This window comes from Aestuariivivens insulae (assembly GCF_022662195.1).
Lineage (GTDB): Bacteria > Bacteroidota > Bacteroidia > Flavobacteriales > Flavobacteriaceae > Aestuariivivens > Aestuariivivens insulae.
Genome location: NZ_JAKMCS010000016.1, coordinates 1 through 15,178, shown reverse-complemented (window position 1 = coordinate 15,178; position 15,178 = coordinate 1). Strand labels below are relative to the sequence as shown.

Annotated in this window: 10 protein-coding genes, 2 tRNA genes and 1 pseudogene; 7 read left to right on the top strand and 6 right to left on the bottom strand. The window is 35.7% G+C overall.

The features are described 5' to 3' along the window. Position 1: 1 nt before the first annotated feature. Positions 2 to 766, bottom strand: a complete 765-nt coding sequence (locus MR062_RS15375; RefSeq protein WP_242205870.1) for a ParA family protein — start codon at positions 764 to 766, stop codon at positions 2 to 4. Between the two features lie 202 nt (positions 767 to 968). Here MR062_RS15375 and MR062_RS15370 point away from each other — a divergent pair, with 202 nt between their 5' ends. After that, positions 969 to 3,731 (top strand): M16 family metallopeptidase, encoded by a 2,763-nt coding sequence (locus MR062_RS15370; protein WP_242205868.1) that lies wholly within the window; start codon positions 969 to 971, stop codon positions 3,729 to 3,731. Between the two features lie 112 nt (positions 3,732 to 3,843). Here MR062_RS15370 and scpA read toward each other — a convergent pair whose 3' ends face one another. The 5 genes from scpA to udk are packed head-to-tail and all read right to left on the bottom strand — an operon-like array spanning position 3,844 to position 8,940. Further along, a complete protein-coding gene (gene scpA / locus MR062_RS15365; RefSeq protein ID WP_242205866.1) occupies positions 3,844 to 5,979 on the bottom strand; it encodes a methylmalonyl-CoA mutase in 2,136 nt (711 codons plus the stop codon). 28 nt (positions 5,980 to 6,007) lie between these two features. Next, entirely contained in the window at positions 6,008 to 6,646 is a 639-nt protein-coding gene (locus tag MR062_RS15360; RefSeq protein WP_242205864.1) for a hypothetical protein, read from the bottom strand. 1 nt (position 6,647) lies between these two features. Then, entirely contained in the window at positions 6,648 to 8,018 is a 1,371-nt protein-coding gene (locus tag MR062_RS15355) for a methylmalonyl-CoA mutase subunit beta (RefSeq protein WP_242205862.1), read from the bottom strand. Beyond that, the gene (locus tag MR062_RS15350) at positions 8,011 to 8,334 is read right to left on the bottom strand and encodes an FtsB family cell division protein (RefSeq protein ID WP_242205860.1); all 324 of its coding nucleotides are present in this window, start codon (positions 8,332 to 8,334) and stop codon (positions 8,011 to 8,013) included. Before MR062_RS15350 ends, MR062_RS15355 begins: the two co-directional genes overlap by 8 nt. Then, entirely contained in the window at positions 8,335 to 8,940 is a 606-nt protein-coding gene (gene udk, locus MR062_RS15345) for a uridine kinase (protein WP_242205858.1), read from the bottom strand. A 246-nt stretch (positions 8,941 to 9,186) separates the two neighbouring features. Here udk and MR062_RS15340 point away from each other — a divergent pair. The 6 genes and pseudogenes from MR062_RS15340 to MR062_RS15315 form a co-directional block, all read left to right on the top strand. Further along, positions 9,187 to 9,261 (top strand) — tRNA-Pro (locus MR062_RS15340). A gap of 228 nt (positions 9,262 to 9,489) precedes the next feature. After that, positions 9,490 to 10,755, top strand: a complete 1,266-nt coding sequence (locus MR062_RS15335) for a site-specific integrase (RefSeq protein ID WP_242205855.1) — start codon at positions 9,490 to 9,492, stop codon at positions 10,753 to 10,755. Positions 10,756 to 11,479: 724 nt separating this feature from the next. Beyond that, positions 11,480 to 12,034 carry a phage integrase SAM-like domain-containing protein gene (locus MR062_RS15330; RefSeq protein WP_242205854.1) on the top strand — a complete coding sequence of 185 codons (555 nt, stop codon included), beginning with the start codon at positions 11,480 to 11,482 and terminating at the stop codon, positions 12,032 to 12,034. 7 nt (positions 12,035 to 12,041) lie between these two features. Further along, positions 12,042 to 12,701 carry a site-specific integrase gene (locus MR062_RS15325; protein ID WP_242205852.1) on the top strand — a complete coding sequence of 220 codons (660 nt, stop codon included), beginning with the start codon at positions 12,042 to 12,044 and terminating at the stop codon, positions 12,699 to 12,701. Positions 12,702 to 13,306: 605 nt separating this feature from the next. Then, positions 13,307 to 13,386, top strand: a tRNA-Leu gene (locus MR062_RS15320). A 1,395-nt stretch (positions 13,387 to 14,781) separates the two neighbouring features. Next, positions 14,782 to 15,063: pseudogene (locus MR062_RS15315) on the top strand (MFS transporter); the annotation flags it as partial. Between the last annotated feature and the right edge of the window lie 115 nt (positions 15,064 to 15,178).

Sequence of the window (15,178 nt, the reverse complement as noted above, 5' to 3'; positions counted from 1 at the left end):
ATTAATCGTTTTTATTGATGATTTCCTTTGCCAAACTTAAGTAATTCGTAGCTCCTTTGCTACTGGCGTCATAATTAATTATGCTTTCGCCGTAACTGGGCGCTTCACTCAAACGTACATTACGTTGAATAATGGTTTGAAAAACCATATTATTGAAGTGTTTTTGAACTTCTTCAACCACCTGGTTAGATAATCTTAAACGTGAATCGTACATGGTTAGCAGTAGGCCTTCTATATCCAACTCTGGGTTGTGTATTTTTTGAACACTCTTAATGGTATTCAATAGCTTGCCCAAACCTTCCAAAGCAAAATACTCACATTGGATGGGGATAATTACCGCATCGGCTGCTGTTAGCGCATTTAAAGTTAATAGGCCCAATGATGGCGCACAATCTACAATAATGTAGTCGTATTCGCCTTTGATGCTTTCTAAAGCCGATTTAAGCATATATTCCCTGTTGTCTTTGTCAACAAGTTCAATTTCTATAGCAACTAGGTCTATATGTGCCGGTATGGCATATAGGTTAGGTGTATCGGTTTTTATAATGGCCTCTTTAGCTGAATTGGAATGCTCTAATAATTGGTAGGTGCCAATCTCTACAGACTCTACGTCAATACCAATGCCAGAAGTCGCATTAGCCTGTGGGTCTGCGTCTATAAGAAGGACTTTTTTTTCTAGAACACCAAGTGAAGCTGCTAAATTTATGGACGTTGTGGTTTTACCTACACCTCCTTTTTGATTAGCAATAGCAATGATTTTACCCATTAAATGATTTGGTTTATTAAGCGGTAAAAATACAATTATTTATGAGGAATAAAAACCGAACTTGTTAACAAATCAATAAACAGCCTGTTATGTTATCGATGTGTTGCCTTTCACTAAGGGGATAACTTATACTTATCATAATTTTAACATTTTTATGGAACTTAAATTCATATCTTTAGCTATCAGAAAAAACACTTATTTTATGAAAAACATCAATCAAATTCTTACAATTTTACTGGTTGCAGTAACTTTTTGTTTAACAGGAAGTGCACAAGTAACACAAACGGCCCAAGTAGAGGGCATTACGGAGTACATGTTGGATAATGGTTTAAAAGTACTGTTGTTTCCAGACAATTCATCGCAAACCATTACGGTTAATATTACCTATAAGGTAGGGTCTAGACATGAGGGATATGGAGAAAAAGGGATGGCTCATTTATTAGAGCATATGGTTTTTAAAGGCACACCCAATCACCCAGATATCCCAAAAGAATTAACCGAACACGGCGCAAGACCTAATGGTACCACTTGGTACGATAGAACCAACTACTTTGAAACATTTAATGCAACCGATGAAAATCTGGAATGGGCATTAGACCTTGAAGCCGATAGAATGGTTAATTCCTATATCGCTAAAGAGGATTTAGAATCTGAATTCTCTGTGGTTAGAAATGAGTTTGAAATGGGGGAGAATTCGCCTACCAGAATGTTAATGCAAAAAGTGATAAGTGCCGCTTATTTATGGCATAATTACGGAAAATCTACCATAGGTAACCGTTCAGATATTGAGCGTGTGCCTATTGAAAATCTGCAGGCATTTTATAAAAAATATTACAGGCCAGATAATGCAGTGCTTATGGTTACAGGCAAATTCGAAACAGACAAAATGTTATCCTTAATCGAGAAGAAATTTTCTGGTATTAAAAAGCCTAGTACACCTTTAAGGGACATACCAACTGTAGAGCCCGCCCAAGATGGTGAAAAAAGGGTGACCTTAAGTAGGGTAGGAGATTTGCAGTTAGCCTCGGCTTTATACCACACACCAGCAGGGTCCAACGCAGATTATGCCGCTATTATTGTGGCCGATCAAATTTTAACCGATCAACCTTCAGGTCGATTGTATAAAGCTCTTGTTGATGGTGAAAAAGCTTCTTCGGTTTGGTCTTTTAGTCCATTCACTAAAGAACCTTCATTTATTTATTTTAATGTAAATGTGCCTTCAGACAAATCACTTTCTGAGGCCGAAATGACATTATTGGATGTTTTAGATGGGCTGAAAGATAATCCTGTGACTGAAGAAGAAGTAAATCGCGCCAAGTCAAAGTTGATGAAGCAATACGATCAGGTATTTAGGAATTCAGCTTATTTGGGCACTTTTATGAGTGAATTTATTGGTGCCGGAGATTGGCGGTTGTCTTTCATTACAAGAGACCGCGTGGAACAAATAACTGCAGAAAAAGTTAATGCTGCTATTCAAAGGTACTTTATACATACCAATAGAACCGTAGGGAATTTTATTCCAGCCGAAAAACCCATCCGTGTAGAAATTGAACATACAGAAGGCTTAGAGGAATTAGTGTCTTCCTATAAAGGAAAAGAAGGGTTGAATGTAGGGGAAGCTTTTGATGTGTCCTATGAAAACATTCAAAACAGATTGAATTCTGGCGAATTAAAAAGCACTCCAATAGAATATGGCTTTATTAAAAAGGACAATAGGGGTAAAACGGTGACTCTTAATTTTATATTTAGAAATGGTAATGTTAACGATTTTATGAATAAAGGGCGATTAGCAGGTTATACCGCAAGAATGTTAAATAAAGGTACTAAAAATAACTCCCGTCAGGATATTGAGGATAAGTTAAGTGCCATTAAATCTTCTATAAGTTTTTCGGGATCTAATGGACGGGTGAGTGCGCGAATAAGCACTACAGAAGAGCATCTTATGGAAGCCCTAGCCTTAATGACCGACATGCTTAAAAACCCTGATTTTAGTAAAGAAGAATTGGAAAAATTAAAAACGATTGATTTAGCAAACATTGAACAAAATAAAACAGAGCCCCAATTTTTGGCAAGTAAAAAGCTTAGGCTATTAAATCAGAAATATAAAAAAGGGCACCCATTATATGCCACGACCATAGAAGAAGATATCGAGGAAATCAATGCCGCAACGGTAGAAGGAATTCAAAAGTATTATGATGAATTTTATGGGATATCAGATAATGCCACGCTTATAGCTATTGGTAATATAGATGAACAACAATTGAAGGATTACTTTGAAGCGAATTTTGCCGATTTCAAATCGAATAAACCTTATAAACCAATTGCAGATAAATTTGCGCTTAACCATGCGGCGAACGAAAAAATAAAAACTCCCGATAAGAAAAACGCAATAAGTATTGGAGCGATGTCCTTTGAAGGCAGTGAGGTAGATGAAGATTTTGCGGCACTTGAAATAGCGAGTTCTATTTTTGGAGGCGGATTTTTAAATTCCAGAATAGCCGATAGGTTAAGGCAAAAAGATGGTGTGAGTTATGGCGCTGGTGGATATGTTAGGGTAGATTCTGATCCAAAAGATAAAAACTCGTCCATTTTGGTTTATGCCATTTATGCTCCTGAAAATGCCTCGAAAGTGCAAAAAGGATTTAATGAAGAAATTGAGCGTTTTATAAAAGATGGTATTACTGAAGATGAATTAAAAGTGGCCGTTAACAGTTGGGTACAAAGTAAAAATGTATCTAGGGCTAAAGACAATGAGCTGGTAGGTACTATAAATAATAACTTGTATTACGACAGGGATATGATGTTTTATAAAGCTATTGAAGATAGAGTAAACGGTTTAACGGTTGAAGATGTTAATAAGGTTATAAAGAAGTACTTTAAAACCTTTGATAAATGGACCGTAGTAAATGCTGGTGACTTTGAAGAAACTGAGTTTAAAGCCAAAATTGATGAAAAGGTAGATTAGTGAAAATTATCCGATTTTGTATATAAAAACAAAGACCTCACAGGTTTCTAATACCCGTGAGGTCTTTCATTTTAACTTGCTATTAATAAATACTTTTATCGAAAAAGTAAAGTCAATCAATTAATATCTCAAGAATCTTAATGGCCGTATCGCTTATTTTGGTGCCAGGCCCAAATACTGCAATGGCTCCTGCATCAAATAAATATTGATAGTCCTGCTTGGGTATCACACCACCAACAATAACCATAATATCATCGCGACCATAAGCTTTAAGGGCTTCTATAACTTGAGGCACCAAGGTTTTATGCCCTGCCGCTAACGACGATACGCCCAACACGTGCACATCGTTTTCCACGGCCTGTTTGGCAACTTCTTCAGGGGTTTGGAATAAAGGGCCTATGTCCACATCAAAACCTACGTCGGCATAACCGGTAGCTACAACTTTTGCCCCTCTATCATGACCGTCTTGCCCCATTTTAGCTATCATGATCCGTGGTCGCCGACCATCTTGCTCGGCAAAGACATCAGCTAATTCTTGAGCTTTTTTAAATGATTCGTCGTCTTTTATTGCTTTACTGTACACGCCAGAAAATGATTTTATTTCGGCTTTATAACGTCCAAAAGCGACTTCCAGTGCGTTGCTTATTTCACCAAGTGTAGCACGTTCGCGGGCAGCTTCAACAGCTAAAGCCAGTAAGTTGGTATCTGTATTATTCGAATTTAAGGAATTTTTTGCTGCTTGGGTTAAATTGGAAAGAACGGTTTTAACTTTAGCATTATTTCGCTTATGTTTGATGGTATTTAATCGTTCTATTTGTTGGTTTCTAACAGTTTGGTTATCAACTTCCAATGTAGTAATAGGGTCTTCTTTTTCCAATCGGTATTTATTGACCCCTACAATGATATCCTGTCCAGAATCGATGCGGGCTTGTTTTTTTGCGGCTGCTTCCTCTATACGAATTTTAGGTATGCCAGCTTCAATGGCTTTGGTCATGCCGCCCAAGTCTTCAACCTCTTCAATAAGTTGCCAGGCTCTATGTGCAATATCGTTGGTTAATTTTTCAACATAGTAACTGCCTGCCCAAGGGTCGACCGTTTTGGTGATCTTGGTTTCTTCTTGAAGGAACAATTGCGTGTTTCTGGCTATACGTGCCGAAAAATCGGTTGGAAGTGCGATGGCTTCATCCAAAGCATTGGTGTGCAAACTTTGTGTACCCCCAAAGGCTGCAGCAGCGGCTTCAATAGTGGTGCGCGCCACATTGTTAAACGGGTCTTGCTCCGTTAAACTCCACCCCGATGTTTGGCAATGGGTACGCAATGCCAGGGATTTATCGTTTTTAGGATTGAACTGTTTTACCAGTTTGGCCCAAAGCATGCGCGCTGCCCGCATTTTGGCAATTTCCATAAAATGGTTCATGCCTATAGCCCAGAAAAAGGATAGGCGCGGAGCAAAAGTGTCAATATCCATACCCGCCTTTATGCCAGTTCTCAGGTACTCCAAACCATCGGCGAGGGTATAGGCCAATTCTATATCGCAGGTCGCACCAGCTTCCTGCATGTGGTAACCGGAAATGCTAATGCTATTGAATTTAGGCATGTACTTGCTGGTATATTCAAAAATATCCGAAATAATTTTCATCGAGGGCGTAGGTGGATAAATATAGGTGTTACGCACCATAAACTCTTTTAGGATATCATTTTGAATGGTGCCCGACAATTGTTCCAAGGAAACGCCCTGTTCTTCAGCAGTTACAATATAAAAAGCCATAATGGGCAAAACAGCACCGTTCATGGTCATGGAGACCGACATTTTATCTAGAGGTATTTGGTCGAAAAGCATGTTCATGTCCTCGACCGAATCGATGGCCACGCCTGCTTTACCTACGTCGCCTACCACACGTTCGTGATCACTGTCATAACCGCGATGGGTCGCCAAATCGAAAGCTACAGAAAGCCCTTTTTGCCCCGCTGCTAAATTACGCCTGTAAAAGGCATTGCTTTCTTCGGCGGTAGAAAACCCTGCATATTGCCTAATGGTCCAAGGTCTACGAACATACATAGTGCTATATGGTCCCCGTAAATAGGGAGGAATGCCAGCGGCAAAGTTGAGGTGTTCCAAACCTTCAATATCGCTTTTAGAATACCATGATTTTACGGCAATACCTTCGGCGGTATCAAAAGTTTGTTCTTCTAACTTCGAACTTTCGGTTTCCGACTTTAATACAATATGTTGGAGGCTTTTTCGCATTTAGCAATTATAGTCAGTTTAGGGAATCTTATTGAGCTGTATTTGGCACCTTATTAAAGTCTACAGGGGCTTTGGGTTTTTCCATGTTGACTCTGGAAAGGTCTACATCATATAGTTTGGCATAAAACAAATCGAAAGCCATGTAGGCCGCTAAATATTTGTCTTTAAGCGCTAAACTGTATTGCGATGTTAATGGTGTCCCAAATAGTTTCGGACTCATACTATTGGTAGATACCAAAGCGTTAAGGGTGGTTTTTAGATCGTTATCTTGAATGTTGCTTGCAATGCACTTGAAAAAAGTGCTATTGTAGTTTAAATGACTTTTAGGGTTGTTGGTATCCCATAGATCAGCTTCATTTTTTAGGGCTTGAAAAACCTTTAAGGTATGTGGCGATACCATGTCTGCATATTTAGCTCTATTATTTACAGCATCGCGTACAAATTGAGAAAACGCCCTTACTTGTGTTGGTTTGTCTTTGCTATAATAGTTGACTATGTCATCTTCAAAAGCAAAAAGGGCTTCGTTGTATAGTTTAGTGTCAATAGATTCACAATTTAAGACCATACCTTTATCGGTATATTGATAATCACTAAAGGTTTGTTCTTTTTTGCAGCTCAATAAAGTTAGTACTAATAAAAATGCAATTGAATTAATTTTTGTGTTCATCTTATTCTTCTTTTTTTAAACGTTCTTGTTCTAATGGTTCAGATAAGCGATGTTCTATAATTGGTTCTATTAATGTTTTTCTGGGTTTGGTTTTTACAAAGGGATATAGTTCCAGTTCGCCCTTCATTTTATCATCTGGGTTGGGGTGCTTGTTGGTGCCTAATAATATTAACTCGCCATTATTAAAGTCTTGTTGTTCCTTTAGGGCACTTTCTTTTATTTTTCGTTGGATGGTTCCTGCTTTAAGTTGCTTTAAAAAGCCTCCATTAGCTTCTATATCTTTAAAAAGTTTTAAGGCTTTATCAGCTAATTGTAATGTAAGTGATTCAATATAGTAAGAACCATCACTGGGATTGTTTACGGTATTGAAATAGCTTTCGTGTTTTAAAATTAACAACTGGTTTCTAGCGATACGCTCACCAAATTCATTGTCCTTGTGGTAAAAAGCATCATAAGGCAGATTGCAAATGGTATCGGCACCTCCTAGAATAGCACTCATACATTCGGTTGTGGTTCGCAACATATTGGTGTTGTAATCGTACAGGGTTTTGTTGCGTTTTGAAGGGGTGGCTAATATGTTACAATCTGTATTGAGGTTATATGCTGAAGCGAGCGTTTGCCAAAGTAATCGCAATGCCCTTAATTTGGCTATTTCGAAAAAGTAATTGGAACCGATGGAAAGGTTGAAAGAAACATTAAGGGATTGTTTAATTTCATTCGCAACCACATGGTCTAAATGATTGAGGTACTCATTGGCATGGGCAAGACTATAGGCCAATTGTTGTACTATGGAAGCTCCTGCATTTTGGTATGATGAGGTGTCTACCCTAAACGACTTCGTGTTTTTCACGATACGTTCAAATTTTTGAAAATCGTCTTTTAAGTTGATGAACCAGTTACCTGATCTAACTAAATTTTCAATAATATCGGTATGGACAGTTATCGACTTCGGAGCAAAGTCAAGAAGCTTATTTATAAAGTTTTCTGAAAGAAATTGTAATTCGAAATGAATAGGAATCGTATTCAGGTCGATGTCTTTTAATAAAGCATCAATTGCAATAGTATCAGACGGAACAATAAATTTAATACTTTCGGCACCACGTGTAATGGCATCGATAGCTTTTAAATTTGATAGTTCAGTGTTTGATACAAAAATGGATTGACAAATCTTCCACTGTGTTGCTCTGGTGTTTGTAACTTCTGGAAGTGCTTTAAAATCATCGGCATGATAAAAGGGCTTTACGGCAATAGCTTCTTCGGTATTCCAGATAAGCGTGTCATTATAATCGGCTCCTTTTAGATCGAACTGAATTTTTTGTTTCCACTGTTTGGCCGAAACTTCCTGAAAATCATTAAACAATGGTTTATTCATTTTGTTTGGCTTTTAAGCTGTCTTCGTATTCAATAATATAAATTTCTTCATTGTCCCGCTTCATGTAGTACTCTTCCCTTGCAAATTTTTCAAGGCCTTCTTCGGTCTTTAAAGTTTCAATGGCTTTATTGTCCTCTTCAATTTCTCGCTTGTAATATTCCTTCTCGGCTTCCAAAGCTTCAATATCATTATTAAGTTCGTTATGGATAAACCAGGAATTGGCATCGAAAAAGAGCATCCAAACTGCAAATCCAATTAAAATAATAACAAACCAGTTTTTGAAAGGTTTTAAATATTTCTTTTTTAAAATGCCCATTTATAGTCTGTTGTTTATAATGGTTTTAACGATATTTATAGCTACGGTGTTGTACTTATTATTGGGTATAATGATATCTGCATACTCTTTCATGGGTTCTATAAACTGGTCGTGCATTGGCTTTAAGGTAGTTTGATAGCGTATAAGTACTTCGTTTAAATCCCTTCCACGTTCTGTAATATCACGTTTTAGACGTCTAATTAAGCGTTCATCCGTGTCGGCATGGACAAATATTTTAATATCGAACATGTCTCTTAATTCGGGATTGGTTAAAATTAAAATTCCCTCGACAATCATTACTTTTCTGGGCTGGGTTAAAATGGTGTCTCCTGTTCTATTGTGTTTTACAAAGGAATATACTGGTTGCTGTACAGGAATATTATTTTTTAAATCTTTTAAATGTTCTACCAATAGATTAAAATCGATAGATCTTGGGTGGTCGAAATTAATCTCAACACGCTCATCATAACTAAGATGGGATGTGTCTTTATAATAAGAATCCTGTGAAATGATACCAACTTCGCCCTCGGGGAGTTCATTTAGTATTTGGTTCACAACGGTAGTCTTGCCACATCCAGTACCTCCGGCAATTCCTATTATAAGCATGAAAATTTAATTTGATTTAGTCAAAAACAAATTTACTATTATTTCTTAGGTTTTATAAAATGAAACCAATTTTTTACTTGAACCTAAGCTTTTTAATAGTATTAATGAGAGCGAATAGTTTTCTATTTAAAAATAGAATAAATCTCTTTTGGATTGGAATAAAAGTTCTATATTTGCAGTCTCAATTTTCGGGGTGTAGCCCCTCGACTTCGCTCGGGGTAAACTACACAACGAAGTTACATTTTTCGGGGTGTAGCGTAGCCCGGTCATCGCGCCTGCTTTGGGAGCAGGAGGTCGCAGGTTCGAATCCTGCCACCCCGACTTTTAAGGTATCAAATGATATCAAAATACAGCTAATCTTATGGAGATCAACGAATTTCATATTTTTTGAAACCAAAAGGTTAGCTTTAATATCAATTGGCAGGTTACCTATTCGGTTACCTAAAAAATTACCAAATTTTTCATTACATTGGTAGTCCATTAGCATTTGACTTTCGCAACGATTTGACTTTCGTAAACAAATCGAATATTCACTTAATGCGAGAGTACATGAAAACTTCAAAAACTTTTAGTATCCATTTTTGGTTGAACACAGCTAAAAAAAAGAACGGTATGGCACCCGTTTATGCCCGTATCACGGTCAACGGAAAACGTGCAGAAATCAGCTTAAAACGTTACCAATCGGTTAGCTCTTGGGACTCAAAAACCAAACGCCCCAGACCAAGAACCCCAAACGCCCCAGCCTTGAATGCCTATTTAGACCAGGTATACTCTGAGCTCTTGGCATGTCATAAACAATTACTTTCTGAATTCAAGCTCATAACCTCACAAGCTATAAAGGCTAGGTATTTGGGAGAGGATGAACAAGAAAAAACTTTAATGGAACTCGTGGATTACCATAACACGACCATGAAAACCGTTTTAAAGTCCGGAACCTTAAAGAACTATTATACCACTGAGCGATACTTAAAAAGGTTTTTAAAGGCTAAAATAAAGTCCACCGATAAATATTTAAAACAGCTATCCTATAGCTTTATCATTGATTTTGAACAATACCTGCGAAAAGGTCCTTCAATCAACAAGGGGCAACCACTGAACAACAATGGCGTTATGAAACATTTGGAACGCCTAAAGAAACTGATGAATTTGGCACTTCAATTGGAATGGATAGAAAAAGACCCTTTTGTACGTTTTAAGCTTAAATTCACAAAACACCAACGGGATTATTTGTCAGAATCGGAACTTCAGATATTTGAACAAGGTGAATTAAAAGCTGAGTACCATAAAAATACAAGGGATGTTTTTGTGTTTTCATGTTATACGGGACTTTCGTATACTGATGTTAAATCCCTAACAGATAATAATATCGTTAGAGGCATTGATGGTTATTATTGGATATTCACCCAACGAGAAAAAACGGAACAGCCCATTAAAATACCACTATTGGATAAAGCACTGGATATTATCAAAAAATATGATAATAACGCTCATGGCAACGCGAAATTATTGCCTGTATTTAGCAACCAAAAAACAAATATCTACTTAAAAGAAATAACAGCAATATTTGAAATAAATAAGAATATCACGTTTCACTCTGCAAGGCATACTTTTGCTACCACAGTGACCCTCTCTAATGGTGTCCCCATAGAAACGGTATCAAAACTATTGGGGCATTCCAAATTGTCAACGACACAAGTTTATGCTAGGGTCATCGAAGAGAAAGTGAGTGTTGATATGAAATCATTAAGGAAGATATTAAGCTATAACATAAACAAAAGTGTAGGTAAAACTATAGCTAATGTTAATTTACATTAGGGATTAGTCAAGAAAAAATCTAAAATTTTTTAAATGCTAGCTTAGTTTAATTGGAAGACACGTTAGATTTAGGATCTAATCCAGCAATGTGTGGAAGTTCGAGTCTCCCCACCTCTACAAAAGTCAAAGATGAATCTTCGGCTTTTTTGTTTAAAATCGTTAACAATATTCATACAGGTACAACATAGGTAAAACATTTTGTTATTTTCGCTGACTTAATTTAAAATCATGAGTTTTAAATATATTTAATATCAAAAACTATTACCTTGTTCTGCTATTGATATTTTTTTGTTTATAATTAATTGAATATTTTGAATCTCATAACCCGAAGGTAACTGGTTCGAGTCTAGTTTCCGCTACTGAACGAAACTGGACTACATTATACTTATTTAGGTTCAATGGTGCTTGCTGGTGTCTCATTGTTTTTTGTTCCATTTATTTTCAAAAATTGATTATGATTTTGTGGACTATAATCGGTTCGAGTCCCGTCCAGACCGCGAAATGGGAAATCAAAATCCCTCAAAACCTTGTAAATCCTATGATTTACAAGGTTTTATGTTTTTAGGGTAATCATATAAATTGATATGATTTGCATTTAAAAGGTCACAAATCGTCAACATATCTTCTTTGTTACAAATATGTTGACAGAATAATGTAACTTGCTATAATTATAGTTGATTTGACTTTCGTCTAAATAATGTTTAACCGTTTAAAGACGACAACTATGAGAACTTCAACAACATTTTCAGTACTGTTTTGGGTATACAGTAAACGCGTTATAAAAAATCAAGTAAATATCTATTTGCGTATTACCTTAAATGGTAAACGTGTCAACATAAGCCTTAAAAAGAAAATTAATATTAGTACTTGGGATGAAAAACTCCAGAGAGCAAATGGAACAGATAAGGATTCACGTACTCTAAATATCTATTTGAACGAGGTACAATCAAAAATTTATCGGATTTACGAAGATTTTAGGAAGAAAGAAAAGCCATTTACTTCCCAAATGATAAAAGCTAAATATCTAGGTGAGGACAGAAGGCGCTATTCTTTTCAAAATCTTATTGACTATCATAATGAAAAGATGCAACACAAGCTGCATAAAAATACTATGGGTCAATACAAGACCAGTCAAAGGTATATGGTCGAGTTTATTTTAAAGGAATATAATGTTACTGATATGCTTCTCTGCGAACTTGATTACAGTTTTGTAATAGGTTTTGAAGATTTTCTGCGCTCTTATTATTCCAAAGCGTGGGCAATCCGAAATTGGAAATAATACGGCCATGAAGCATATTAAGCGATTACGTAGAATGGTCACTCTTGCCTATCAGATGGAATGGATTCATAGAGATCCATTTGTTAATTTTAAAATTAAGATTGAAAAGAAAGAACGCGAATTTCTTACTGGCGATGAATTACAAAGTATTGAGAATTTATCTTCTAAGATTGAGCGTCTGATGGTGGTTAAAGATTTATTTGTTTTTAGTTGTTATACGGGTATTTCTTATAGTGATATTGTTAGATTGACAACCGTTAATATAGTAAAGGGAATAGATGGTCATCCTTGGATATCGGGGAAGCGGACCAAGACAGGGACGCCTTTTAAAATACCTTTACTTCCTAAGGCTAGTATCTTAATTGATAAGTATAAAAATGATATTAGAACTTCTATTAGTGACAACCTTCTACCTAAATTGTCCAATCAAAAATTGAATAGTTATTTAAAGGAAATAGCAGACCATTGTGGTATTAAGAAGAACCTTACTTTTCATATGGCGCGTCACACCTTCGCGACCACCGTAACTTTAACTAATGGTGTGCCCATAGAAACCGTTTCAAAACTTTTAGGACACACAAAATTAGCAACTACCCAAATCTACGCTAGAGTAGTGGAAAAAAAAGTGAGTCAGGATATGGAAAAATTGAAATTGATTCTGGAATGAATTTAAAAATCAATAGATTTGGATCTAAAGGAATTGGTAGACACGTTAGACTTAGGATCTAATGCCGCAATGTGTGGGAGTTCGAGTCTCCCTACCTGTACAAAAGCGGAAGTTTTTCTTGGGCTTTTTTTCGTTGACAAAGGCAGTGTTTTTTACTCAGGTACAACTTAGGTACAGTATTTCACCGTTTTTATTGACTTCATTTAGAATAATTAGTTTTAAATATATTTGACATCAAAAACTATTATTTTACTCTACTATCAATAATTTTTAGTTTATTTAAGATACAATCTCATAACCCGAAGGTCACTGGTTCGAGTCCAGTTCCCGCTACTAGGAAAATCAAGCCTTTCAAGAAATTGAAAGGCTTTTTTATTTTGATGGGTACAGAATAGGTACAGAATAATACTGTTTTTATTCCCTTAAATAGTATTTGATATAGTTTGATTTCATTTGATATACAACGCAAAATTTTATTACACTTTTTAAGATTAGAATTAATCCTTTTGATTTTGATGAAATCAAAATTCTTTAAATGAAAAAATCCAAGAAACGCGCTAGACTTAGGATTTAACCTATTTATTAGTGTTAAAGTTTTGAAATGAAGGCGTGGTGGAATTGGTAGACACGTTAGACTTAGGATCTAATGCCGTGAGGTGTGGGAGTTCGAGTCTCCCCGTCTGTACAAAAAGTCGAAGATTTCTCTTCGACTTTTTTTGTTTAAGATTAGCTTGAAGAAATGTTTAGGTACAACATTTTATTGTTTTTGTTGAACTAATTAAAAATACGTTCAATATCAAAAACTATAAGTTTGTTTAACTATTAATGTTTTTTGGTTTATAATTCAAAACCATAAAGTTCAGGAGTAAGAGGGATTATCTAGAGTTTTATTTTTTTAGTATTCATAGGACTTAACTCTAGTGATAATTTTTTAAGCACCACTTTGTGATTATTGGTCTCAAAAATAGTTAAAACTATGTACTTTAGTGCATTTCGATTTAGCTTTTAAAAAGGTTTAGCTTTTTTTTATGGCAGAACAAAGATCAAATGGTCATAATACATTTCGAATGACGGTTCATGTAGTTTAGAACATTAAATTTCGTTATCATGTATTAAAAGGAGACATCCAGATTCTACGTCTCGCACTGTTAACGCAAACATATGATAATGAAGGTGTGCAGGTTATAAAGGGACTAATTCTTAAGGGATCATGTGCACATGAATCTTGAGTTTAGGCCTTTTCAAAGTGTAAATCATTTAGTCAAGAAATAAAAAGGAAGAAGTTCGAGAAAACTCCAACAGGAGTTTCCGAGTTTAAAATAGAAATATTAGGGTAGGTTTTTTTGGAATTGGAAGCGGTTGTTGGATACCGTTAATATGACCGATGAGATTGTCAATGAGTATTTGAAGAGTCATCGAAGACCAAACGATGGGAATAACAGAAATTTCACAATTGAGTAACTATCATTGGGGGTTACTTTGAGTTACCAGCCCAAATCTATGGACTGGAAGTTCATGGTGGTTTGGTTAAGGATAATTACAAGAACCCCTTGTCCTTAATAATTATTTAAGATTATAGAATAGACTCCAGAAACCGAAAAACGATAAACTGTGTCAATTGAAATTTAATAGCGATTGTCATCTTCAGACTTATTGAGATGAAATTTGTGTGTAGATTTAAAAGATAAACCTTAAGAAGGTCTTTAGGATATTCTAACACAGTGAACTCATCTTGACTTTTTCTATTTCCTAAAAAATGACTGAAATTCACCCATATTTCGTTACTTTTTTTGTCCGTAGCGCTGCTATGAGCTTCAAAAACTGCCTCATCTGGTTAAATTCCAACTCATTTTCGGTTAAAAACAAAAAGTCAAGATGAGTTCAGTAAAACAAAACTTGAAAATAGATATTCTAGCCATAAAATTAGAAAAGTGAATGAGTTGGTAGTTTAAGCTTAGGTTACTCTCGAATAATACTGATATTTCACGAACACCTTTTCGGAATTGTTATTGGTCGAACAAATTCTGTTAGGATTAAATTGGTATTTATTTTAATCCAAATTTTTTATTTAGTTTTAAAAATGATTGAAAGTACTAAGAGCACTAATAAGGTTGCTATAGCAATTATAGCAGCCTTGTTTTTTATATTTGGATTTGTTACTTGGATTAATGGAGCATTAATTCCTTTTATGAAAACTATTAATGAGTTAACTGAAGCGCAATCCTACCTAGTAGCATCGGCATCATACATTTCCTTTGTATTTATGGCTTTACCAGCTTCATACATTTTAAATAAAATTGGTTACAAAAAAGGAATGTCTCTTGGTTTAATAGTTATGGGAATTGGGGCATTGGACTTCCTATATTAGACTGGACATAAAGATGAGAGAATATGCTTGCTAGTTATTAACTTAGCAATTATGAGAAGTAAACCCAAACATTACACTTTAGAATTTAAACAAAAGGCAGTGGAGTTGA

Bases quoted from the DNA above. Each gene is read 5' to 3' on its own strand.
- MR062_RS15350 (WP_242205860.1), bottom strand. From the start codon at position 8,334: ATGGGCATTTTAAAAAAGAAATATTTAAAACCTTTCAAAAACTGGTTT.
- MR062_RS15360 (WP_242205864.1), bottom strand. From the start codon at position 6,646: ATGAACACAAAAATTAATTCAATTGCATTTTTATTAGTACTAACTTTA.
- MR062_RS15330 (WP_242205854.1), top strand. From the start codon at position 11,480: ATGAGAACTTCAACAACATTTTCAGTACTGTTTTGGGTATACAGTAAA.
- MR062_RS15375 (WP_242205870.1), bottom strand. From the start codon at position 766: ATGGGTAAAATCATTGCTATTGCTAATCAAAAAGGAGGTGTAGGTAAA.
- MR062_RS15335 (WP_242205855.1), top strand. From the start codon at position 9,490: ATGAAAACTTCAAAAACTTTTAGTATCCATTTTTGGTTGAACACAGCT.
- MR062_RS15370 (WP_242205868.1), top strand. From the start codon at position 969: ATGAAAAACATCAATCAAATTCTTACAATTTTACTGGTTGCAGTAACT.
- udk (WP_242205858.1), bottom strand. From the start codon at position 8,940: ATGCTTATAATAGGAATTGCCGGAGGTACTGGATGTGGCAAGACTACC.
- scpA (WP_242205866.1), bottom strand. From the start codon at position 5,979: ATGCGAAAAAGCCTCCAACATATTGTATTAAAGTCGGAAACCGAAAGT.
- MR062_RS15355 (WP_242205862.1), bottom strand. From the start codon at position 8,018: ATGAATAAACCATTGTTTAATGATTTTCAGGAAGTTTCGGCCAAACAG.
- MR062_RS15325 (WP_242205852.1), top strand. From the start codon at position 12,042: ATGAAGCATATTAAGCGATTACGTAGAATGGTCACTCTTGCCTATCAG.